The organism is Pleurocapsa sp. PCC 7327 (assembly GCF_000317025.1).
In the GTDB taxonomy this organism is placed as follows: domain Bacteria; phylum Cyanobacteriota; class Cyanobacteriia; order Cyanobacteriales; family Microcystaceae; genus Hydrococcus.
The window spans coordinates 4,476,263-4,491,355 of the sequence record NC_019689.1; the positions used below are offsets into that span (position 1 = coordinate 4,476,263).

At 44.5% G+C, this 15,093-nt stretch carries 13 protein-coding genes; 7 read left to right on the top strand and 6 right to left on the bottom strand.

The window, feature by feature from the left end; genetic code table 11:
* Positions 1-155: 155 nt before the first annotated feature.
* The 4 genes from PLE7327_RS20155 to PLE7327_RS20170 all read left to right on the top strand — a co-directional run bounded on the left by PLE7327_RS20155 (position 156) and on the right by PLE7327_RS20170 (position 5,317).
* On the top strand, positions 156-2,186 hold the full coding sequence (locus tag PLE7327_RS20155) for a M48 family metalloprotease (protein WP_015145620.1): 2,031 nt from the start codon (positions 156-158) through the stop codon (positions 2,184-2,186).
* A 144-nt stretch (positions 2,187-2,330) separates the two neighbouring features.
* Complete coding sequence (locus PLE7327_RS20160) at positions 2,331-2,933, top strand: hypothetical protein (RefSeq protein ID WP_015145621.1); 603 nt, start codon at positions 2,331-2,333, stop codon at positions 2,931-2,933.
* A gap of 131 nt (positions 2,934-3,064) precedes the next feature.
* Entirely contained in the window at positions 3,065-4,123 is a 1,059-nt protein-coding gene (locus PLE7327_RS20165) for a D-alanine--D-alanine ligase family protein (protein WP_041393661.1), read from the top strand.
* A 51-nt stretch (positions 4,124-4,174) separates the two neighbouring features.
* Positions 4,175-5,317, top strand: a complete 1,143-nt coding sequence (locus tag PLE7327_RS20170; RefSeq protein WP_015145623.1) for a glycosyltransferase family 4 protein — start codon at positions 4,175-4,177, stop codon at positions 5,315-5,317.
* Positions 5,318-5,441: 124 nt separating this feature from the next.
* Here the strand turns inward: PLE7327_RS20170 and PLE7327_RS20175 are convergent, their stop codons facing one another.
* The 3 genes from PLE7327_RS20175 to murF form a co-directional block, all read right to left on the bottom strand.
* Positions 5,442-6,677: an LL-diaminopimelate aminotransferase gene (locus tag PLE7327_RS20175; protein ID WP_015145624.1), complete on the bottom strand. Its 1,236-nt coding sequence runs from the start codon at positions 6,675-6,677 to the stop codon at positions 5,442-5,444.
* A gap of 272 nt (positions 6,678-6,949) precedes the next feature.
* Entirely contained in the window at positions 6,950-7,525 is a 576-nt protein-coding gene (locus PLE7327_RS20180) for a Uma2 family endonuclease (protein WP_015145625.1), read from the bottom strand.
* A gap of 19 nt (positions 7,526-7,544) precedes the next feature.
* Entirely contained in the window at positions 7,545-8,903 is a 1,359-nt protein-coding gene (murF, locus tag PLE7327_RS20185; RefSeq protein ID WP_015145626.1) for a UDP-N-acetylmuramoyl-tripeptide--D-alanyl-D-alanine ligase, read from the bottom strand.
* Between the two features lie 250 nt (positions 8,904-9,153).
* Between murF and PLE7327_RS20190 the strand changes: the two genes are divergently transcribed.
* Positions 9,154-10,434, top strand: coding sequence for a hypothetical protein (locus tag PLE7327_RS20190; RefSeq protein ID WP_015145627.1), 1,281 nt, complete (start codon positions 9,154-9,156; stop codon positions 10,432-10,434).
* 22 nt (positions 10,435-10,456) lie between these two features.
* On the opposite strand, the gene PLE7327_RS20195 is transcribed toward PLE7327_RS20190, so the two are convergent.
* Entirely contained in the window at positions 10,457-10,954 is a 498-nt protein-coding gene (locus PLE7327_RS20195; protein ID WP_041392420.1) for an AAA family ATPase, read from the bottom strand.
* Positions 10,955-11,070: 116 nt separating this feature from the next.
* On the opposite strand from PLE7327_RS20195, the gene PLE7327_RS26015 reads away from it, so the two are divergent.
* Together PLE7327_RS26015 and PLE7327_RS26020 are read left to right on the top strand one after the other, a co-directional pair.
* Positions 11,071-11,484, top strand: a complete 414-nt coding sequence (locus tag PLE7327_RS26015) for a hypothetical protein (RefSeq protein WP_254658035.1) — start codon at positions 11,071-11,073, stop codon at positions 11,482-11,484.
* Between the two features lie 461 nt (positions 11,485-11,945).
* Positions 11,946-12,413, top strand: coding sequence for a hypothetical protein (locus PLE7327_RS26020; protein WP_254658036.1), 468 nt, complete (start codon positions 11,946-11,948; stop codon positions 12,411-12,413).
* Between the two features lie 536 nt (positions 12,414-12,949).
* Here PLE7327_RS26020 and PLE7327_RS20205 read toward each other — a convergent pair.
* Positions 12,950-13,417: a hypothetical protein gene (locus tag PLE7327_RS20205; RefSeq protein ID WP_144266152.1), complete on the bottom strand. Its 468-nt coding sequence runs from the start codon at positions 13,415-13,417 to the stop codon at positions 12,950-12,952.
* 127 nt (positions 13,418-13,544) lie between these two features.
* Complete coding sequence (locus tag PLE7327_RS20210; protein WP_015145631.1) at positions 13,545-14,990, bottom strand: glycoside hydrolase family 13 protein; 1,446 nt, start codon at positions 14,988-14,990, stop codon at positions 13,545-13,547.
* Between the last annotated feature and the right edge of the window lie 103 nt (positions 14,991-15,093).

The window sequence follows — 15,093 nt, forward strand, 5'->3', positions numbered from 1 at the left end:
AATCTGGAAAAAATATTAATTATTATTTAATTTACCTGTTGCTAAATCCCAAAAATCTATTCCAAGCTAGATATTGTTTTTACTTTTTTAACATTTTGACTTGCAATTCGCTTCAAAGCGAACGGCGATCGGCTATCATCAATTAGACGAAATAAGTGGAACTCTATCATGGTAACTTTCAAGATTTGTTAGGGAGAATTCTGTGGATTGCCCCTAGTTGTAAAATCCTAGCCCCGACAATCGGCTTTCTGCTTCTATACGGACTCGCTCCCAGTCAGAAAGGAAAACTATCTATGGCAATGACCATCGAACAGCAAGAAAGATTTGAAACTCTCGTTCGACAACTGGAAAAAGATTCTCGTCACCATCCCACCAATTATCAGATTAAGGTGGCATTATTGGCAATTCTGGGTTACGCTTACATACTCTTTGTTTTCTTGCTGTTACTGGGAATCATTTGGGGCGCGAGAACCTTTCTAGTCGCAGCCAGTTCCGAAGCTTTAACCAACCAACTCAATTTGATGGCAATCCTGGTCAGTCTAGGCGTTTTGCGACTTTTCTGGATCGATACCAAAATCCCCAAAGGACTGCCACTCGATCGCTTGCATGCGCCCGAACTGTTTGCGACCATCGATCGACTGGCAACAATCTTACAAGCCCCAAAATGCGATCGCGTTTTCCTAACAGACGAACTGAATGCTGGCGTTCTCCAAAGTCCCCGTTTGGGTTTGCTCGGCTGGCAGCAAAACTACCTATTTCTAGGACTACCTCTGATGCAAGCCCTCTCGCTCCAGCAGTTTCGAGCCGTTCTCGCCCATGAATTAGGACATCTTTCTGGCAATCACAGCCACTTTTCCAATTGGATTTATCGCCTTCGCAAAATCTGGTTCGAGTTAGCCGAACGGTTTCCGGAGCAAGAAAATAGTGGCTCTTTTCTCTTTCAATGGTTTTTTCACTGGTACGCGCCCTATTTCCATGCCTATAGTTTTGTCCTAGTACGCGCTAACGAATACGAAGCCGACCGCTGCGGGGTCGAATTAGCAGGCTTAAAGAATGAAGCCCAGGCAGATATCAATCTGGCAATTTACAGTTATTTCCTGCACAAGTCCTTTTGGCCAACCATTTATCAACAGGCAGAACAGCATGCAGAACCTCCTAGCGACGCGATAACGCAGCTATTGCAACAGCTAAAAATCGGTCTTTCTCCCAGAGAGGCTGCCAAATGGCTCGATCGCGCCTTAGCTCATCGCACCGACTACGAGGATACCCATCCTTGTTTGCTCGATCGCCTGACTGCTATTGGCTACGATCTAGACCAAATTCAACCTCCAGAACCGCCAACACAAACTGCCGCCGAGTACTTTTTTGGCGAATTGCTGTGGAGTTTTGCCGATGGACTCGATCGCGAGTGGAAAAACGAAGTAGCCGGGAGTTGGGAAAAGCTATATCTTCGCGCCCAGCAACAGAGACGAAATCTTGCAGCGCTCGATGAAAAAGCACAAAAGCGTGCTTTAACCGTAGAAGAGATGTGGAAGCGTGCCTGTTTGACTTCGACTTTACAAGAAGCCCACAAAGCGATCGCACTGTTTCAACAAGTGCTTGAGGTAGAACCCAATCATCCTTTAGCCAACTATCAATTAGGGAAAATTCTCATCGAAAAAAATGATTTTCAAGGGATTAATTACCTGGAAAAAGCAATAGCTACAGACCCAGAGTTAGTCGTTCCCGGTTGCGATTTACTCTACGATTTTTACCAAAACCAAGGCAAAATTAAACAATCAAAATTCTATCAACAGAAAGGTCAAAAATATTATTGTCTCTGGAAAAGAACCCAACAAGAACGTAGTCGAATTTCCCATGAGACTCCTTTGTTTCCCCATCAGTTGGCCGATGGGGAAGTTCGACAGTTAAGCGAGCAATTATCGACTTACCCCGAAATTAAGAAAACCTATCTCGTTCGTCAAAAAGTTACTTTGTTTCCTGAAAAAGCTTTTTATATCTTTGCTATTGTTCTTCAAACGGTTAAAGGAGCCGAAGCCAATCGGAAAAGCCATGAAGAAATTATCGATCGCTTGGAAAACGACCTCAATTTTTCAGGAAATTTTAGAGTCATTATCTTGCCAAATAGTAATTTGAAACTGGAGCAAGCCATTTGTAAAATCTCTGGATCTTGTATTTATTATTAAAGTCTCTATCTGCTCGCGAGCGAGACGCTCGCACTACTTCTTATCAACTTACTGGAGAAACTTGTCAATTATCTATGTTCTAATATTTCTGTACAGTGATTACTATAAACTTATCTGTTACTAAGTTCAAAAATAATCACATCCATGAAAAACAATGTAATTCTTTTAGCCACAACTGCCTTACTTTCCACCTACAGCCTGCCTAGCTATGGGTCAGATTTTGAGAAATTAGTCTCCGGTCAGCAAATTCCGCTAACTCAAAAACTTCAAGATTTAGACAGTTCTTGGCGACAAATTTCCATTGGCGGTCAATATGAAATGGGCGATTTCATGAAAAGTTGGGCTGGTTTATTGGGCGGCAGCAGCTATAACTATGTCTATTACACTCAGGGACGGACAGTAAAGGTTGCGGAGGAAACTTATGTCATTGCCTATCGCTTGCCCGCTACAGGCGAGGGATTGAACTTTAGAACCTTCATTGAAAGTACCTTTAGTATGGGATGTACGGAAGCCTCGCTGCCAATCAAACTTACCCCAGAAACATCGCTCAGCCTATCGCTGCTGAACCTTCGCACTATCGGCAGTCTCAACGACGTTCGCGTTTTTAATCTTAAGGAAGAAGTGGCTGCTTCCGAACGGCGGTACGAAGCGGCAAAAGTTGCCTGCGAACAAATGCAGACGCAACCAACAGAACCGGGAACGGAACCGCCTGCATCCGAACCTTTCCCATCCATGCCTCCTCAGTAGATAGGTCGCAACGAAAGTTGAGGGATTGGTAGCGCGATCGCGCTACCAATCCCTCAAGGAACAATCAACGATAAATAAAACTCTTCTTTATGATACGCTATCGGCAATTAGAAATGGGGCGAGGAGAAGAAATGACAAAAAAATTGCGGGTAGGGCTGTTGTTTGGCGGTCGTTCTGGCGAACATGAAGTCTCGATTAATTCAGCCGTTGCGATCGCGACCGCTTTGAGCGCCCAAAACAACGCGACGAAGTACGACGTTTTGCCAGTTTACATCCAAAAAGATGGCATTTGGCAAGCCGGAGACATTGCCCGACAAGTTCTCGATTCGGGCAAGCCGCTAACTTCAGAAACCAACGATAAAAAACAACTTTGGCAGTTTCCCTCGCAAGTAGCCGAAGTCGATGTCTGGTTTCCCATTCTCCACGGGCCCAATGGCGAAGACGGCACGGTTCAAGGGTTATTGACCCTCATGCAAGTTCCTTTCGTCGGTAGCGGCGTTTTGGGTTCCGCTGTCGGGATGGACAAAATCGCCATGAAAATGGCGTTTGCGCAAGCGGGTTTGCCTCAAGTTAAGTATATGGCAATCTCGCGATCGCAAATTTGGTCTAATCCTTGCGTCTTTCCCAAACTCTGCGACGAAATTGAAAAGACTCTAGACTATCCCTGCTTTGTCAAACCCGCTAATTTGGGGTCTTCAGTGGGTATTGCCAAAGCGCGATCGCGTACCGAATTAGAAACGGCTTTAGACAATGCTGCCAGCTACGACAAACGCATCATTGTCGAAGCAGGGGCGATCGCCAGAGAAGTCGAATGTGCCGTCCTGGGCAATGACAATCCCAAAGCTTCAGTTGTTGGAGAAATCACCTACAACAGCGATTTCTACGACTATGAAACCAAATATACCGACGGACGCGCCGAGTTGCACATTCCCGCCCAAATTCCCCCTGCCATTGCTTCGCAAATCCAAGAAATGTCTCTCAAAGCCTTTGCTGCTGTAGATGCGGCCGGACTGGCAAGAGTAGACTTTTTTTATCTTGAAAAAACGAGCGAGGTTTTCCTCAACGAAATTAATACTCTGCCCGGTTTTACCGCCTTTAGCATGTATCCTCAGCTTTGGGCAGCTAGCGGCGTTCCTTTTCCCGAACTGTGCGATCGCTTGATTCAGTTTGCCCTAGAACGTCACCAATAAACGAGCCTGTCAGTTTTGCCAACAGCATTGTACCAGTTCTGACAACAAACCATGGCTACTGTCCTAACTCCAGGAAACCTTCATCTAGCCAATTTTAATAAACCCCGTCACTCACGTCATAAACTCCTGACTCCTCACAAACCGCGACCCCTTAATAGGTTTTACGATCCTCAATACGGTCAGATTCTGATGGGACTTGCTATATGGAATCCAAGGAATTACAACTACGAGCTAGTCCACTCTTTTAATGACATCCCAATAACCAAAAAGCCATGGATTGTAACATTTGAAGATCTTTTTCCAAGAACGTTTGGTAAATATGGAAAATACTTAAAAAAGTTAGTGAGAAAGCTTGCGCTTCAAGAAAACTGTGCCAAACTCATTTCGCTTTCCAATTACGGAGTCAACAAGACAAAATTCTGGAATCGCGACTGGTCGAACCTATCAAAAATGATGAAAAAGGTCGAAGTCATTTCTCCTAGCGTTCCGCTAAGAACTCAGCAACCTAAACGCTACAGTGGAGATAAGATTCGTCTCGCCTTTTGCGGAAATGCTTTTGCAAGAAAAGGTGGAATTGTAGCACTACGACTCGCTAAAATTGCCCATCAAGCTAATTTTCCCCTACAGGTAGACTTAATCTCCAGCATGAGGTTTGGTGAGTACACTGACTTTATGGATAAAAGCAGGTATGAAGCCGATCTTAAATTACTCGACTTACCCAATGTAACCTTTTATGGCAAATTACCAAACAAAAAGGTAATAGAGTTATTCGCTGCAAGCGATTTTCACCTATTGACAACTTTACATGATACCTATGGTTACAGCGTTTTAGAAGGGTTATCGGTCGGTACTCCCGCGATTGTAACAGCTACCTGTGCCCTTCCAGAAATTGTTCGTCATAGGGAAAATGGATTTCTTTTGCATGTCGATGTAAATGAGCTGAACGATCTTAATTGGTTAAAACCAGGCGATCCTACTTATAGACTGACAGACGAATATTGGGAACAGCTAGATCGAACTTACAACGATCTCTCGCAACAAGCTTTTGAAACTCTCCAGTTATTTTTGACAGATCCTAACGATTACGAGCGACTTAGCCAAAATGCGATCGCACAAATTGTCCAATTTCATAATGTCGAAATTACTTCCCAGCGTCTCGACGCTCTTTATGACGAAATTTTAGGCAGGAATTGAATTATTAACTCTAATTCAATCGAGATGATAGGCGATCGCCTTTTTATCAAGTCGGTTAGATATGGTGGGCATTGCCCACCGTCACCTTAGTAATGCCCAAATAACACTCAAAAGCGGATCGCCTCTACACCCTAAACTTCTCTGCAATCCGCTTCATCGCCTCTTCTACATTCTCCCGGCTGTTAAACGCTGAAATGCGGAAATAGCCTTCACCTGCGGCACCAAAACCAGAACCGGGCGTTCCTACCACATGACAAGTATGCAGTAACTTATCGAAGAAATCCCAACTCGACAGACCATTGGGCGTTTTAACCCAGACATAGGGCGCATTTACGCCGCCATAGACTTTTAATCCAGCTTCTGTCAGGCGATCGCAAATAATTTTGGCATTTTCGAGATAAAAGCTTACTAGCGCCTTAACTTGTGCCTGTCCTTCCTCAGAATAAACCGCTTCGGCTCCCCGTTGCACGATGTAGGACACGCCGTTAAACTTGGTGGACTGGCGGCGATTCCACAGCTTCCACAATTCTACATCGGAACCATCGGCAGCTTTTGCCGTCAGCGTCTTCGGCACTACTGTCAGCGCACAGCGAGTTCCTGTGAAACCCGCATTCTTAGAGAACGAACGAAACTCGATCGCGCATTCTTTCGCTCCTTCAATCTCATAAATCGAATGGGGAAGATCGGGATTAGTGATAAAAGCTTCGTAAGCGGCATCGAAGAAAATAATTGAGCCATTAGCTCTAGCATAGCCTACCCAAGCTTTGAGATGTTCCTTCGTAGCAGTTGCCCCCGTGGGGTTATTGGGGAAGCAGAGGTAAATTAAATCGACTTTCTGAGAGGGTATCTTGGCAGTAAAGTTATTCTCTGCGTTGATAGGTAGATAAACTAAACCTTCATACTCCCCTTTCTCGTTGGCTTCTCCGGTATGCCCTGCCATGACGTTAGTATCGACATACACCGGATAAACGGGATCGGTGACTGCGATCGCGTTATTATCGCCAAAGATGTCGAGAATGTTACCCGTGTCGCACTTGGAACCGTCAGAGATAAAAATTTCGTCGGCATCGATCTGGCATCCCCGCGCCTGGAAGTCATATTTAGCAATCGCCTCTCGCAACCAGGGATAGCCTTGTTCTGGTCCATAGCCTTTAAATGTCGCGCGATCGCCCATTTCTTCGATAGCTTTAATCATTGCCTTGCGGCACGCTTCCGGTAAGGGTTCGGTAACGTCGCCAATCCCCAATCGAATAATCTTGGCCTCAGGATTTGCCTGTGCGAATGCGTTTACTCGTCGCGCAATTTCGGGAAATAGATATCCTGCTTTGAGTTTGAGGTAGTTGTCGTTAATCGTTGCCATGTTGATTCGTAACAAACGCCGTAAAAATAGCTTACAAGACTTAGACAAACTAAAAACTTGAATACCTGGTTGAGTGACAAAACTCAAATCGCCCTCACCCCAACCCCTCTCCCAGAGCGGGAGAGGGGCTTTCCACTTAAGACTTTTGACTGAAGTCCCTTCTCTCCTTGTGGGAGAAGGGATTTAGGGATAAGGGGACAAAGATTTGTCAGTCAACCAGCTTGAATACTAATCCGATCGCTAGATGCTCGTTGCGATGGAAGATGCGATCGCTACCAAACAATTTGTAAATCCAACACGAAACCGGGCAATACATCTTCTCCTGAAAGAGTCGCCGGATTGTCTAAAATTTCTACTTTTTGTCCGGGGCGATAAATTTCTACTTGGCGGTTTTTCCTGTTAATTAGCCAGCCTAATTGCACGCCATTTTCGATATATTCTCGCATTTTTTCTTGTAGCTCTTGCAGGCGATCGCTAGGAGACATTAACTCTAAAACGAAATCGGGAGCGATTGGAGGAAATTTTTCTTTTTGTTCGGGAGTCAAAGCCTTCCATCTTTCTTGTTTAATCCAAGCCACATCAGGAGAACGATCTGCCCCATTGGGAAGTTGAAAACCCGTCGAAGAATCAAATAATTTTCCTAGTTGAGATCGCCGATTCCAAACTCCAAATTCAATAATAATTTCAGCATTTCGATTCCCAGTTTCTCCTCCGGTGGGAGACATAATAATTATTTCTCCTTTGGCATTACGTTCAAACTTAATATCTGGATTCGCCCGACAGAGCTGATAAAATTGGTCTTCAGTCAGCTTAATAATTGGATTAAAATTAATCGTGTAAGTATTCATTTCTTTTCTCTAAATCCTTCTAAAATTGAGTACGAAATTGTTCCACTACTCGATTTAATCCTACCGAATTAGAGGCTTTAAATAACAAGCGATCGCCTGCCCGTACAACTTCCATCAATCGCTTAACTAATTCCTCATGGCTGGTAAAACACTCAGTTGGGATGCCCGATGCACCTTCGGCAATGGCTTCTGTTTCTGGATCGTCAATTAGGATAAATAATTCATCGATGCCCAGCTGTCTTACCTTATTACCCACTTGATGGTGAAATTGTGGCGATCGCTCTCCGAGTTCCTTCATCGTGCCAAGAACGGCAATATGGCGCTTTCCAGGGGTTTCTTTGAGCAGGTGCAGCGCTGCTAACATCGATTCTAAACCAGCATTGTAGGTTTCATCGAGAATTGTAATATCGTTGGGCAATTGGTAACGCCGCGATCGCCCACCTGGTAAACTGACGGATAAACCTTGCATTAACGGAGTCCAGTCAATATTTAGTACCTTCGCTATTGCTAAAGCGCCGAGGTAATTTAAGGCATTGTGACGACCGAGTAACGGTAGAGGAAAATCCATGCCTTCCACTCTTAGGGTTTGAAAATCGATGAGTTTTCCGGTTAAATCTCCGCCTTCTAACCCGTAGGTAATCGTTTCTCCTTGCCATACCTTAGCGGCAGTTTCGCGCAAAAGCGGATTGTCGTGATTTAATATAGCTATGCTAGTATGGGGCATTTGTGCTAATAACTCACATTTTGCCTGGGCGATCGCTTTTTCCGATCCCAGTCGTCCGATGTGTGCCGTTCCTACGTTAGTGATAATGCCAACGGTCGGACGACTAATTTGCGTCAGCAGAGCAATTTCTCCCCGCGCTCGCATTGCCATTTCTATGATGGCGTAATCGTGTTCCGCTCCGAGTTCTAGTAAGGTCTTGGGAACGCCGATTTCATTATTGTAATTTGCTTGAGTTTTGTGAACCTTTCCTGTCGTCGATAAGACGGCGGCAATTAGTTCTTTGGTTGTCGTTTTGCCAACCGAACCCGTTACGCCAATGACGGGAATATCGAATCGCTCTCGCCACCATCGAGCAATTTTCTGATAAGCTTCTAGGGTATTTTTAACTTTAAATTGTGGAACTTTCTTAGGAAAATTCACGGACAGATCTCTCTCAGTAACGATTGCGATCGCTCCTTTTTCTATGGCAGTTTCTATAAATTCATGTCCGTCAAATCTTTCTCCTTTGAGGGCTAAAAATATCTCTCCAGGAGAAAGCAAGCGAGTATCGGTAGTAATTCCCGTTGTTAATTGCTCTAAGGAAATATCCGAACTATTTATTAAAAAAGCATCAATAATTTCACGGAGTTGAGCGAGAGAAATTTGCAAGGACATAGAAAAAGTAATTACCAGAAATTCACGTTGATTTCTGCGATCGATGTACTTTTAAATAGTGATAGCGATCGCAGACGAGCCAAATTGATTGTCTTAGTCTTAGTAATGGGAGATTCTGCTTGACGCACAAGCTCTGATTTTCTAAAGCTTGTTTTGACTTCAAGCCAACTCTTTGCTTTTCCATCAATTGCTCGATTATTTCTCAAAAAGACTCAATCAAGGGTTAGATTACAGGAGAAGACTGACTCCAATGAGTACATTATCCAGGAAAAACAGTGATAGTCAACAAATTCAGCAGGCAGAACAAGTCCTGTATGATTATTTATTGGCATGCGTCCAGACAGAATCTCCCGAACGGTTACTAGAAGAGTTTCGCAGCTTGTTCGTCCACGGTCAAGGTTGCAGGGACTCTCGCGTTTACTCTGCCCTAGAAATTATAGTTAAATCGAAGGGAGCAGAAGCTCGTTTCAATCTCTTCTTCAATCGTTGCTGCTATATTCTCATCAATCGCTGGCAAATGAATTCTCAATCCCAATCAGCCATTCCAGAGTTGGTGAGAATGTTTGATTATCTCGGACCTGCTATCAATGGATATCCTACTACTGCTAATTTGTTGCGGCGGTTGGTGAGAAATTTTACCCAAGACGAGCTATATGTTAAGATGCAACGGTTAGCGCGAATCATCGATGCCAAACAAAGTAGCACCAACAATCCTACTAGCTCGGTTGGCAACTTGATTCACCGTTATCCCTATCTATACAACCATTGCCTGCTCGGCGACAACAGCAATGGGGAAGATTTGAAGACGGTACACCGTATCAAAACCCAGATCGAACGTCGTTTCGAGGTAGATTTGTCAAAGTACGCGACTTATCAAGTGCGACTGACACGAATGGCACAGGGTTCGGATCTATCGACGATAATTCGTCCGGTAAAAAATCCGACCCTGCTCAGCGATCGCGAATTAAACCGAGCCATTATTCATTATACGGGGGCGGTACAAGGTAACCATACCTATAAAGATATATCGCGCAGCTTTATCAGTCACAGCGCTAACACTTTTACCTATCGCGCTTTTAAGAACGATTTGTACCACTACATCGCTAGTTCGTTTGACTCCAAATACGCCAAGAGTCAATTTAATAAAAAACTTTGTCAACACCTACAAAATACACTGCCGGAATTCGATAATCAAAGACCTAGCGAATTTCTGATCGTGCGGACTTCAAGCCAACTTTTTAACTTCTTAGTGGTAGAAAGCGCCCACCAACCGCAACACTATGTTTTTGTCGATCTGATTACCAATATGGGAGTTACCCGTACTATTGGGTTGTTACTCAAAGTGGTACTGATGTGCAATAAGGTCAAGCCTTATCTAGAAAAACGATTCTCGATTCTGTTCAATCATTACGAGTCTTTTGCTAAAGATGGCGTTCCCTGGTTAGTCAAAGCGTTAGAAAGTCTCCAGGTTGCCTTCAGCGTCCATTTTGGCAAGGCAGACGTATCTTGTTTCAAACAACTTCGAGACTAAACCAATCTCGATCCAAACATTGTCAATTCTCAACTGTGAATCGAAATAACTCATCGAGTCCATCCTCCAAAGAGGGTGGGGCGGCTTGCAGACAACGGTACATGTGCATGATAATCTCTTCTGGAACGTATCGCTTGCGCCTGCGATTTCTCTCCAAACAGAGCGACAGGGGCGTATCGAGCCAAACGCCAATAATGCGGGTAAATCCTGTCGTTCGAGCAAGATTGATCGCATCTTTCCTGTGCCGTCTGACTGCATTCGTCGCATCATAGATGGCTTTGGATCGCTTGCCTTGGTAGATTTGCTCGACTGCATCGCGAAATTGTCGCTCTATCTCTCGCCAAACTGACAGCCACGATCCCTGAATGCTCGCATCGCCAAATAATTGAGCGCGAATAGCGTCCGTGGAGATAATTATACATCCCTTGGGAGATCGCGCCGCTATTTGTCTGGCGAGAAAAGATTTACCGCTACCTGGAAGTCCTATGAGTAGAATGAGTTGAGCAAATGTGCCGCGCATCCTACGATTGTATTGCGTTGCCATCAATCGGTAGTTAGCAGCACGCCGAGTTTACCTGGCTCATCCTGATTCTCGATGTACTTTAACAGGGTGTTGACACGATATATACTACCATTATGGTTAATTCAATTGTACGCACAGACCGATGGCAGTTAAACCCGACTCCAGAACAATTAAGTTATGTGGAGGCGACGATTGACGAATATCATTGGTTCTGCAAAGCGCTGTCCTATGTGGTTATGGGTCACTCGACGGAGATTGTAGGAGCGACTTGTCGTTGTACGGCGATTGAAAAGCTAATTCACAAAACCAGTAGCAACCCAAATCCCAAGTACCAGTATTTCCGGAAGCGGTTGTATAAGTTCCCGTCTTACCTGCGCCGAGCAGCTATCGAGTTTGTAGGAGGGCAGGTTTGTTCATTTCAAACTCGCTATTACGATTGGCAGTCCGGCAAGCGTAAACGGAGAGATGCACTACCCCTAAGATTCAATCCACAAGCAGGCTGCTATCCCGCTTTATATCGAGGGTAATGTATTAAGTTCTCCGATAGCTTTGGTAGCGCCCAAATCAAGGTATGGAATGGTTCTGATTGGGTTTGGATAGACGTTCAAATCGCGCAAGTCAGAGAACGTCATTTGTTGGCGCACAGCAAGGGGCTATCACCGTTACTGATTGTCAGAAATGGCAAAGCTCGCCTGGGTGTACCTTTCAAGTTGCACCCGTCTAAATTAGGAGGAAAATTAGTCTGTGCTGTAGACGTAGGGATTAACACAAAACAGCAACTGCTACTATTGTCAGTAGCGACGGCACTGTAATCTCTCGAAAATTCTTTCATCGAGGGAGAGACATAGACCGTCGCGACAAAGTCTTAGGGCAGATTCGACGCAAGGCGAGGTTAACCAAGAAACTGCACAGAGGCTTCTGCCAAGGGTTATATCGACGCGCTAGAGGAATCAATCACAATATGGCGCAGCACATCTCGAAGGAGATCGTGCAATTCGCACTTTCTCAAGGGGCATCTGTAATTGTGTTTGAAAACCTGAAAGATTGGAAGCCAAAGGCAGGCAAGAAACGTTCTCCCCTAAAGCAACGATTTCATGGTTGGTTGCATCAATTGTGGGTGCAATTAACCGAAAACAAATTTGTTGAAATGCGTGGCAAGGTAGAGTTAGTCTGCCCTCGCGGTACATCGTCATGGGCGTATGACGGTTCTGGTCAACTCAAGCGCAGTCAAGACAATTACACATTAGCTACTTTCCAGAGTGGAAAGCGTTACCATGCCGACCTTAATAGTAGTCAAAATATTACAGCCCGACACTGGGCGCATCTGCTAAAACTGGCGTACAGAAATGGTCGTCAGTTGTCTTCCAGCCAAAGTTCTGGAAGTAAATCGAGAATGCCGATTACCCTGTCTCATCTTTGGGAGGGGGAAGCCGCTCATGTACGCCCAGCGTCATGAGTCGGAGCATTCACGCACTAATATTAGTTGTCATGTTAATTCCGTTAATGTTGGAATTGTATATACATAGTAGTGCGAGCGCCCCGCTCGCGTATAGTCCCGAACAGCGCGAGCATTGAGGCTCGTACTATCGATAATTCCTCCGATACAAACGGATTTGAGATCGGTAATCACTAATCGGTTAGCAACACTCCATTTAGAGGACATCCCAAAAGTCCATTTTGTCATTCTCAGTACGGTAGAACGTAACGAAGAATCTCTGTTTGGAGTTGGTGTACTGAGAGGATGATTGGAAAGTCCAAGATGAGTAGAATTTGTCATTGTGAGTGCAATGAAATGAAGCGAACAATCCTAATTTTTTGTTGAGGCTGAGATGCTTCACTGAGCGGAGTATACCCTCATCTCGAAGTGAAGGGCTAGGTTGGGCATAACAAAAACTACACTTTGCAAACATCCTCTAAGATGTTTTGCTTCGCTATTGCTAAGCTCAACATGACATTCTCTACTTTTGAGACAACCTGTTACAAAAGGGGTTCTTACTTGTTTGGAAATGGATGGTTAGTCAGCGTTTTTAGAACTGTCTGACTGATATAGACTTTATCTTGTTCGGCTCTAGCCGCCAAATTATCTAAGAAAAAGTCTACCGTATCTTGTTTGAGCCACCCTTTGAGAACGACTAATTTGCCAAAGCGAATTCTCGGTGTTGGATTCTTTTGTTGCTCCGCAAGAAGAATTCTAATCTGATGGTCGTCGAGCAAAGCAGCTTCTTTTAAATAAACGCCAAGCGGCTTTTTATTAGGTTGCTTGACGAGGGCGGGAAATCTTTCGGCAAAGAAATCGGCTGTCTCCTGTTTTAGCCATCCTCGCAGCGCCAAAATTTCTCCAATGCGCATATCGTCATATATACCCTGATCTTGGAGCGCGATCTGAATTTGTGCGGCTGAAACCAAGCCTGCCTCTTGTAAAATTTCTCCTAAAAGTTTTTTTGCAAGTTTCTTTGGCATCGATTCTGCTGGCTTAATAATAGTTGTTTTAGTAACGTGTAACATATCTTTCCCAGTCAATGACGCAAGCGAGCGATCGAGATTTTCTCACCTTAGAAGGGATCGTTTTATTGGTGAGTTGAAAACTTCACCCAATAATGCAGCCCGTGCGAGAGGGAATATCTAATTTTAGTCGATTTCCCTGCCACAAAACTCTACCCTTTCCATATAATAAATTTTCTGGACGGGTTTGCAGATCCGCAAACTCCACAGTTATTGCAGCAGGGTTTGTATCGACGTTAACCGCAACTATCAGTTTTTCTGTGCCCAAACTCCGAGAAAATACGTAAACGCCGCCTTGGGCATAGAGAACCCGATAGTCGCCAGTTCGTAGGGCAGCATATTTATTGCGCACAGCAATCAATTTTTTGTGATAGTTTAATACCTCTAAATCCCAATTTTCTTCTTTGGGAAATCCGCGACGGCAATCGGGATCTAATCCTCCTGGCAAACCCACTTCATCGCCATAAAAAATACTCGGCGCGCCAGGAAAGGTGAATAGGAGTAAAGTCGCTAACTCTACACTAGCGCGATCGCCCCCAGCGATGGTCAGCAATCTTGCCGTATCGTGGCTGTTGAGTAAATTTAACTGGGTTAATTGAATTTCCCACGGATAGAGGGCGAGCAACTGCTGGATTTTTTCGGCGTATTCTGGGGCAGAGAGGGCAGGATAGGGGTCGTAACTCGGACTTTCGACAAATTCCATAATAACGCGATCGCCTGCGGTAAACGCGATCGTCGGGGCAGCAAATAGATAATTCATCACTCCATCAAACTGGGTTCCATCGAGCCACTGTCGCGAATCTTCCCAAATTTCTCCTACGATATATGCATCGGGATTAATCGCTTTTACTCGGCTACGAAATTCTTGCCAAAATCCTGGTGCTTTGACTTCATTAGGAACGTCCAATCGCCAACCATCGATGCCTTTTTTAAGCCAATATTCCCCAATTTGCATGATATATTCCCGTACTTGGGGATTATCGTGATTGAATTGTGGCAGAGCGCGATTATCTGCCCAACTGATGTAATTGGCAGGTTTGCTGCCATCATAGGCAGATACGGGCCAGCCTTCAACAATAAACCAATCCAGCCAAGCAGAAAGGGGGCCGTGTTCGAGAATATCGTTGAAGAAGAAAAAGCCGCGACTGGCATGATTGAACACCCCATCCAAAACGACTTTCATATTGCGTTGGTGGGCAGCTTCTAGAAGTGCGTCTAAAGCCATATTTCCTCCCAACATCGGATCGACTTGATAAAAGTCATGGGTGTGATAGCGATGGTTCGATGCCGACTGGAAAATGGGGGTAAAGTAAATCGCATTAACGCCCAAATCTTTTAAATAATCCAGTTTTTCTATAACTCCCCATAAATCTCCGCCTTTATATCTTTGCAGCGTTGGCGGATCGTCCCATGGCTCTAGATTATTAGAAATCCATAAACCCTGATGGGATTGTTGGCTCCTTGCAAAGCGATCCGGAAAAATCTGATAAAATACGGCATTTTTGACCCAATCTGGCGTTGTTATTCCCATGAATTTCTCAAGCTAGTCTAATTTTTTTGAAGGGTACATAGAAAATATAAACAGCAAAAATCAGAACTGGAAATACCCTATGGGTAGATTTCAGGAGAATAGC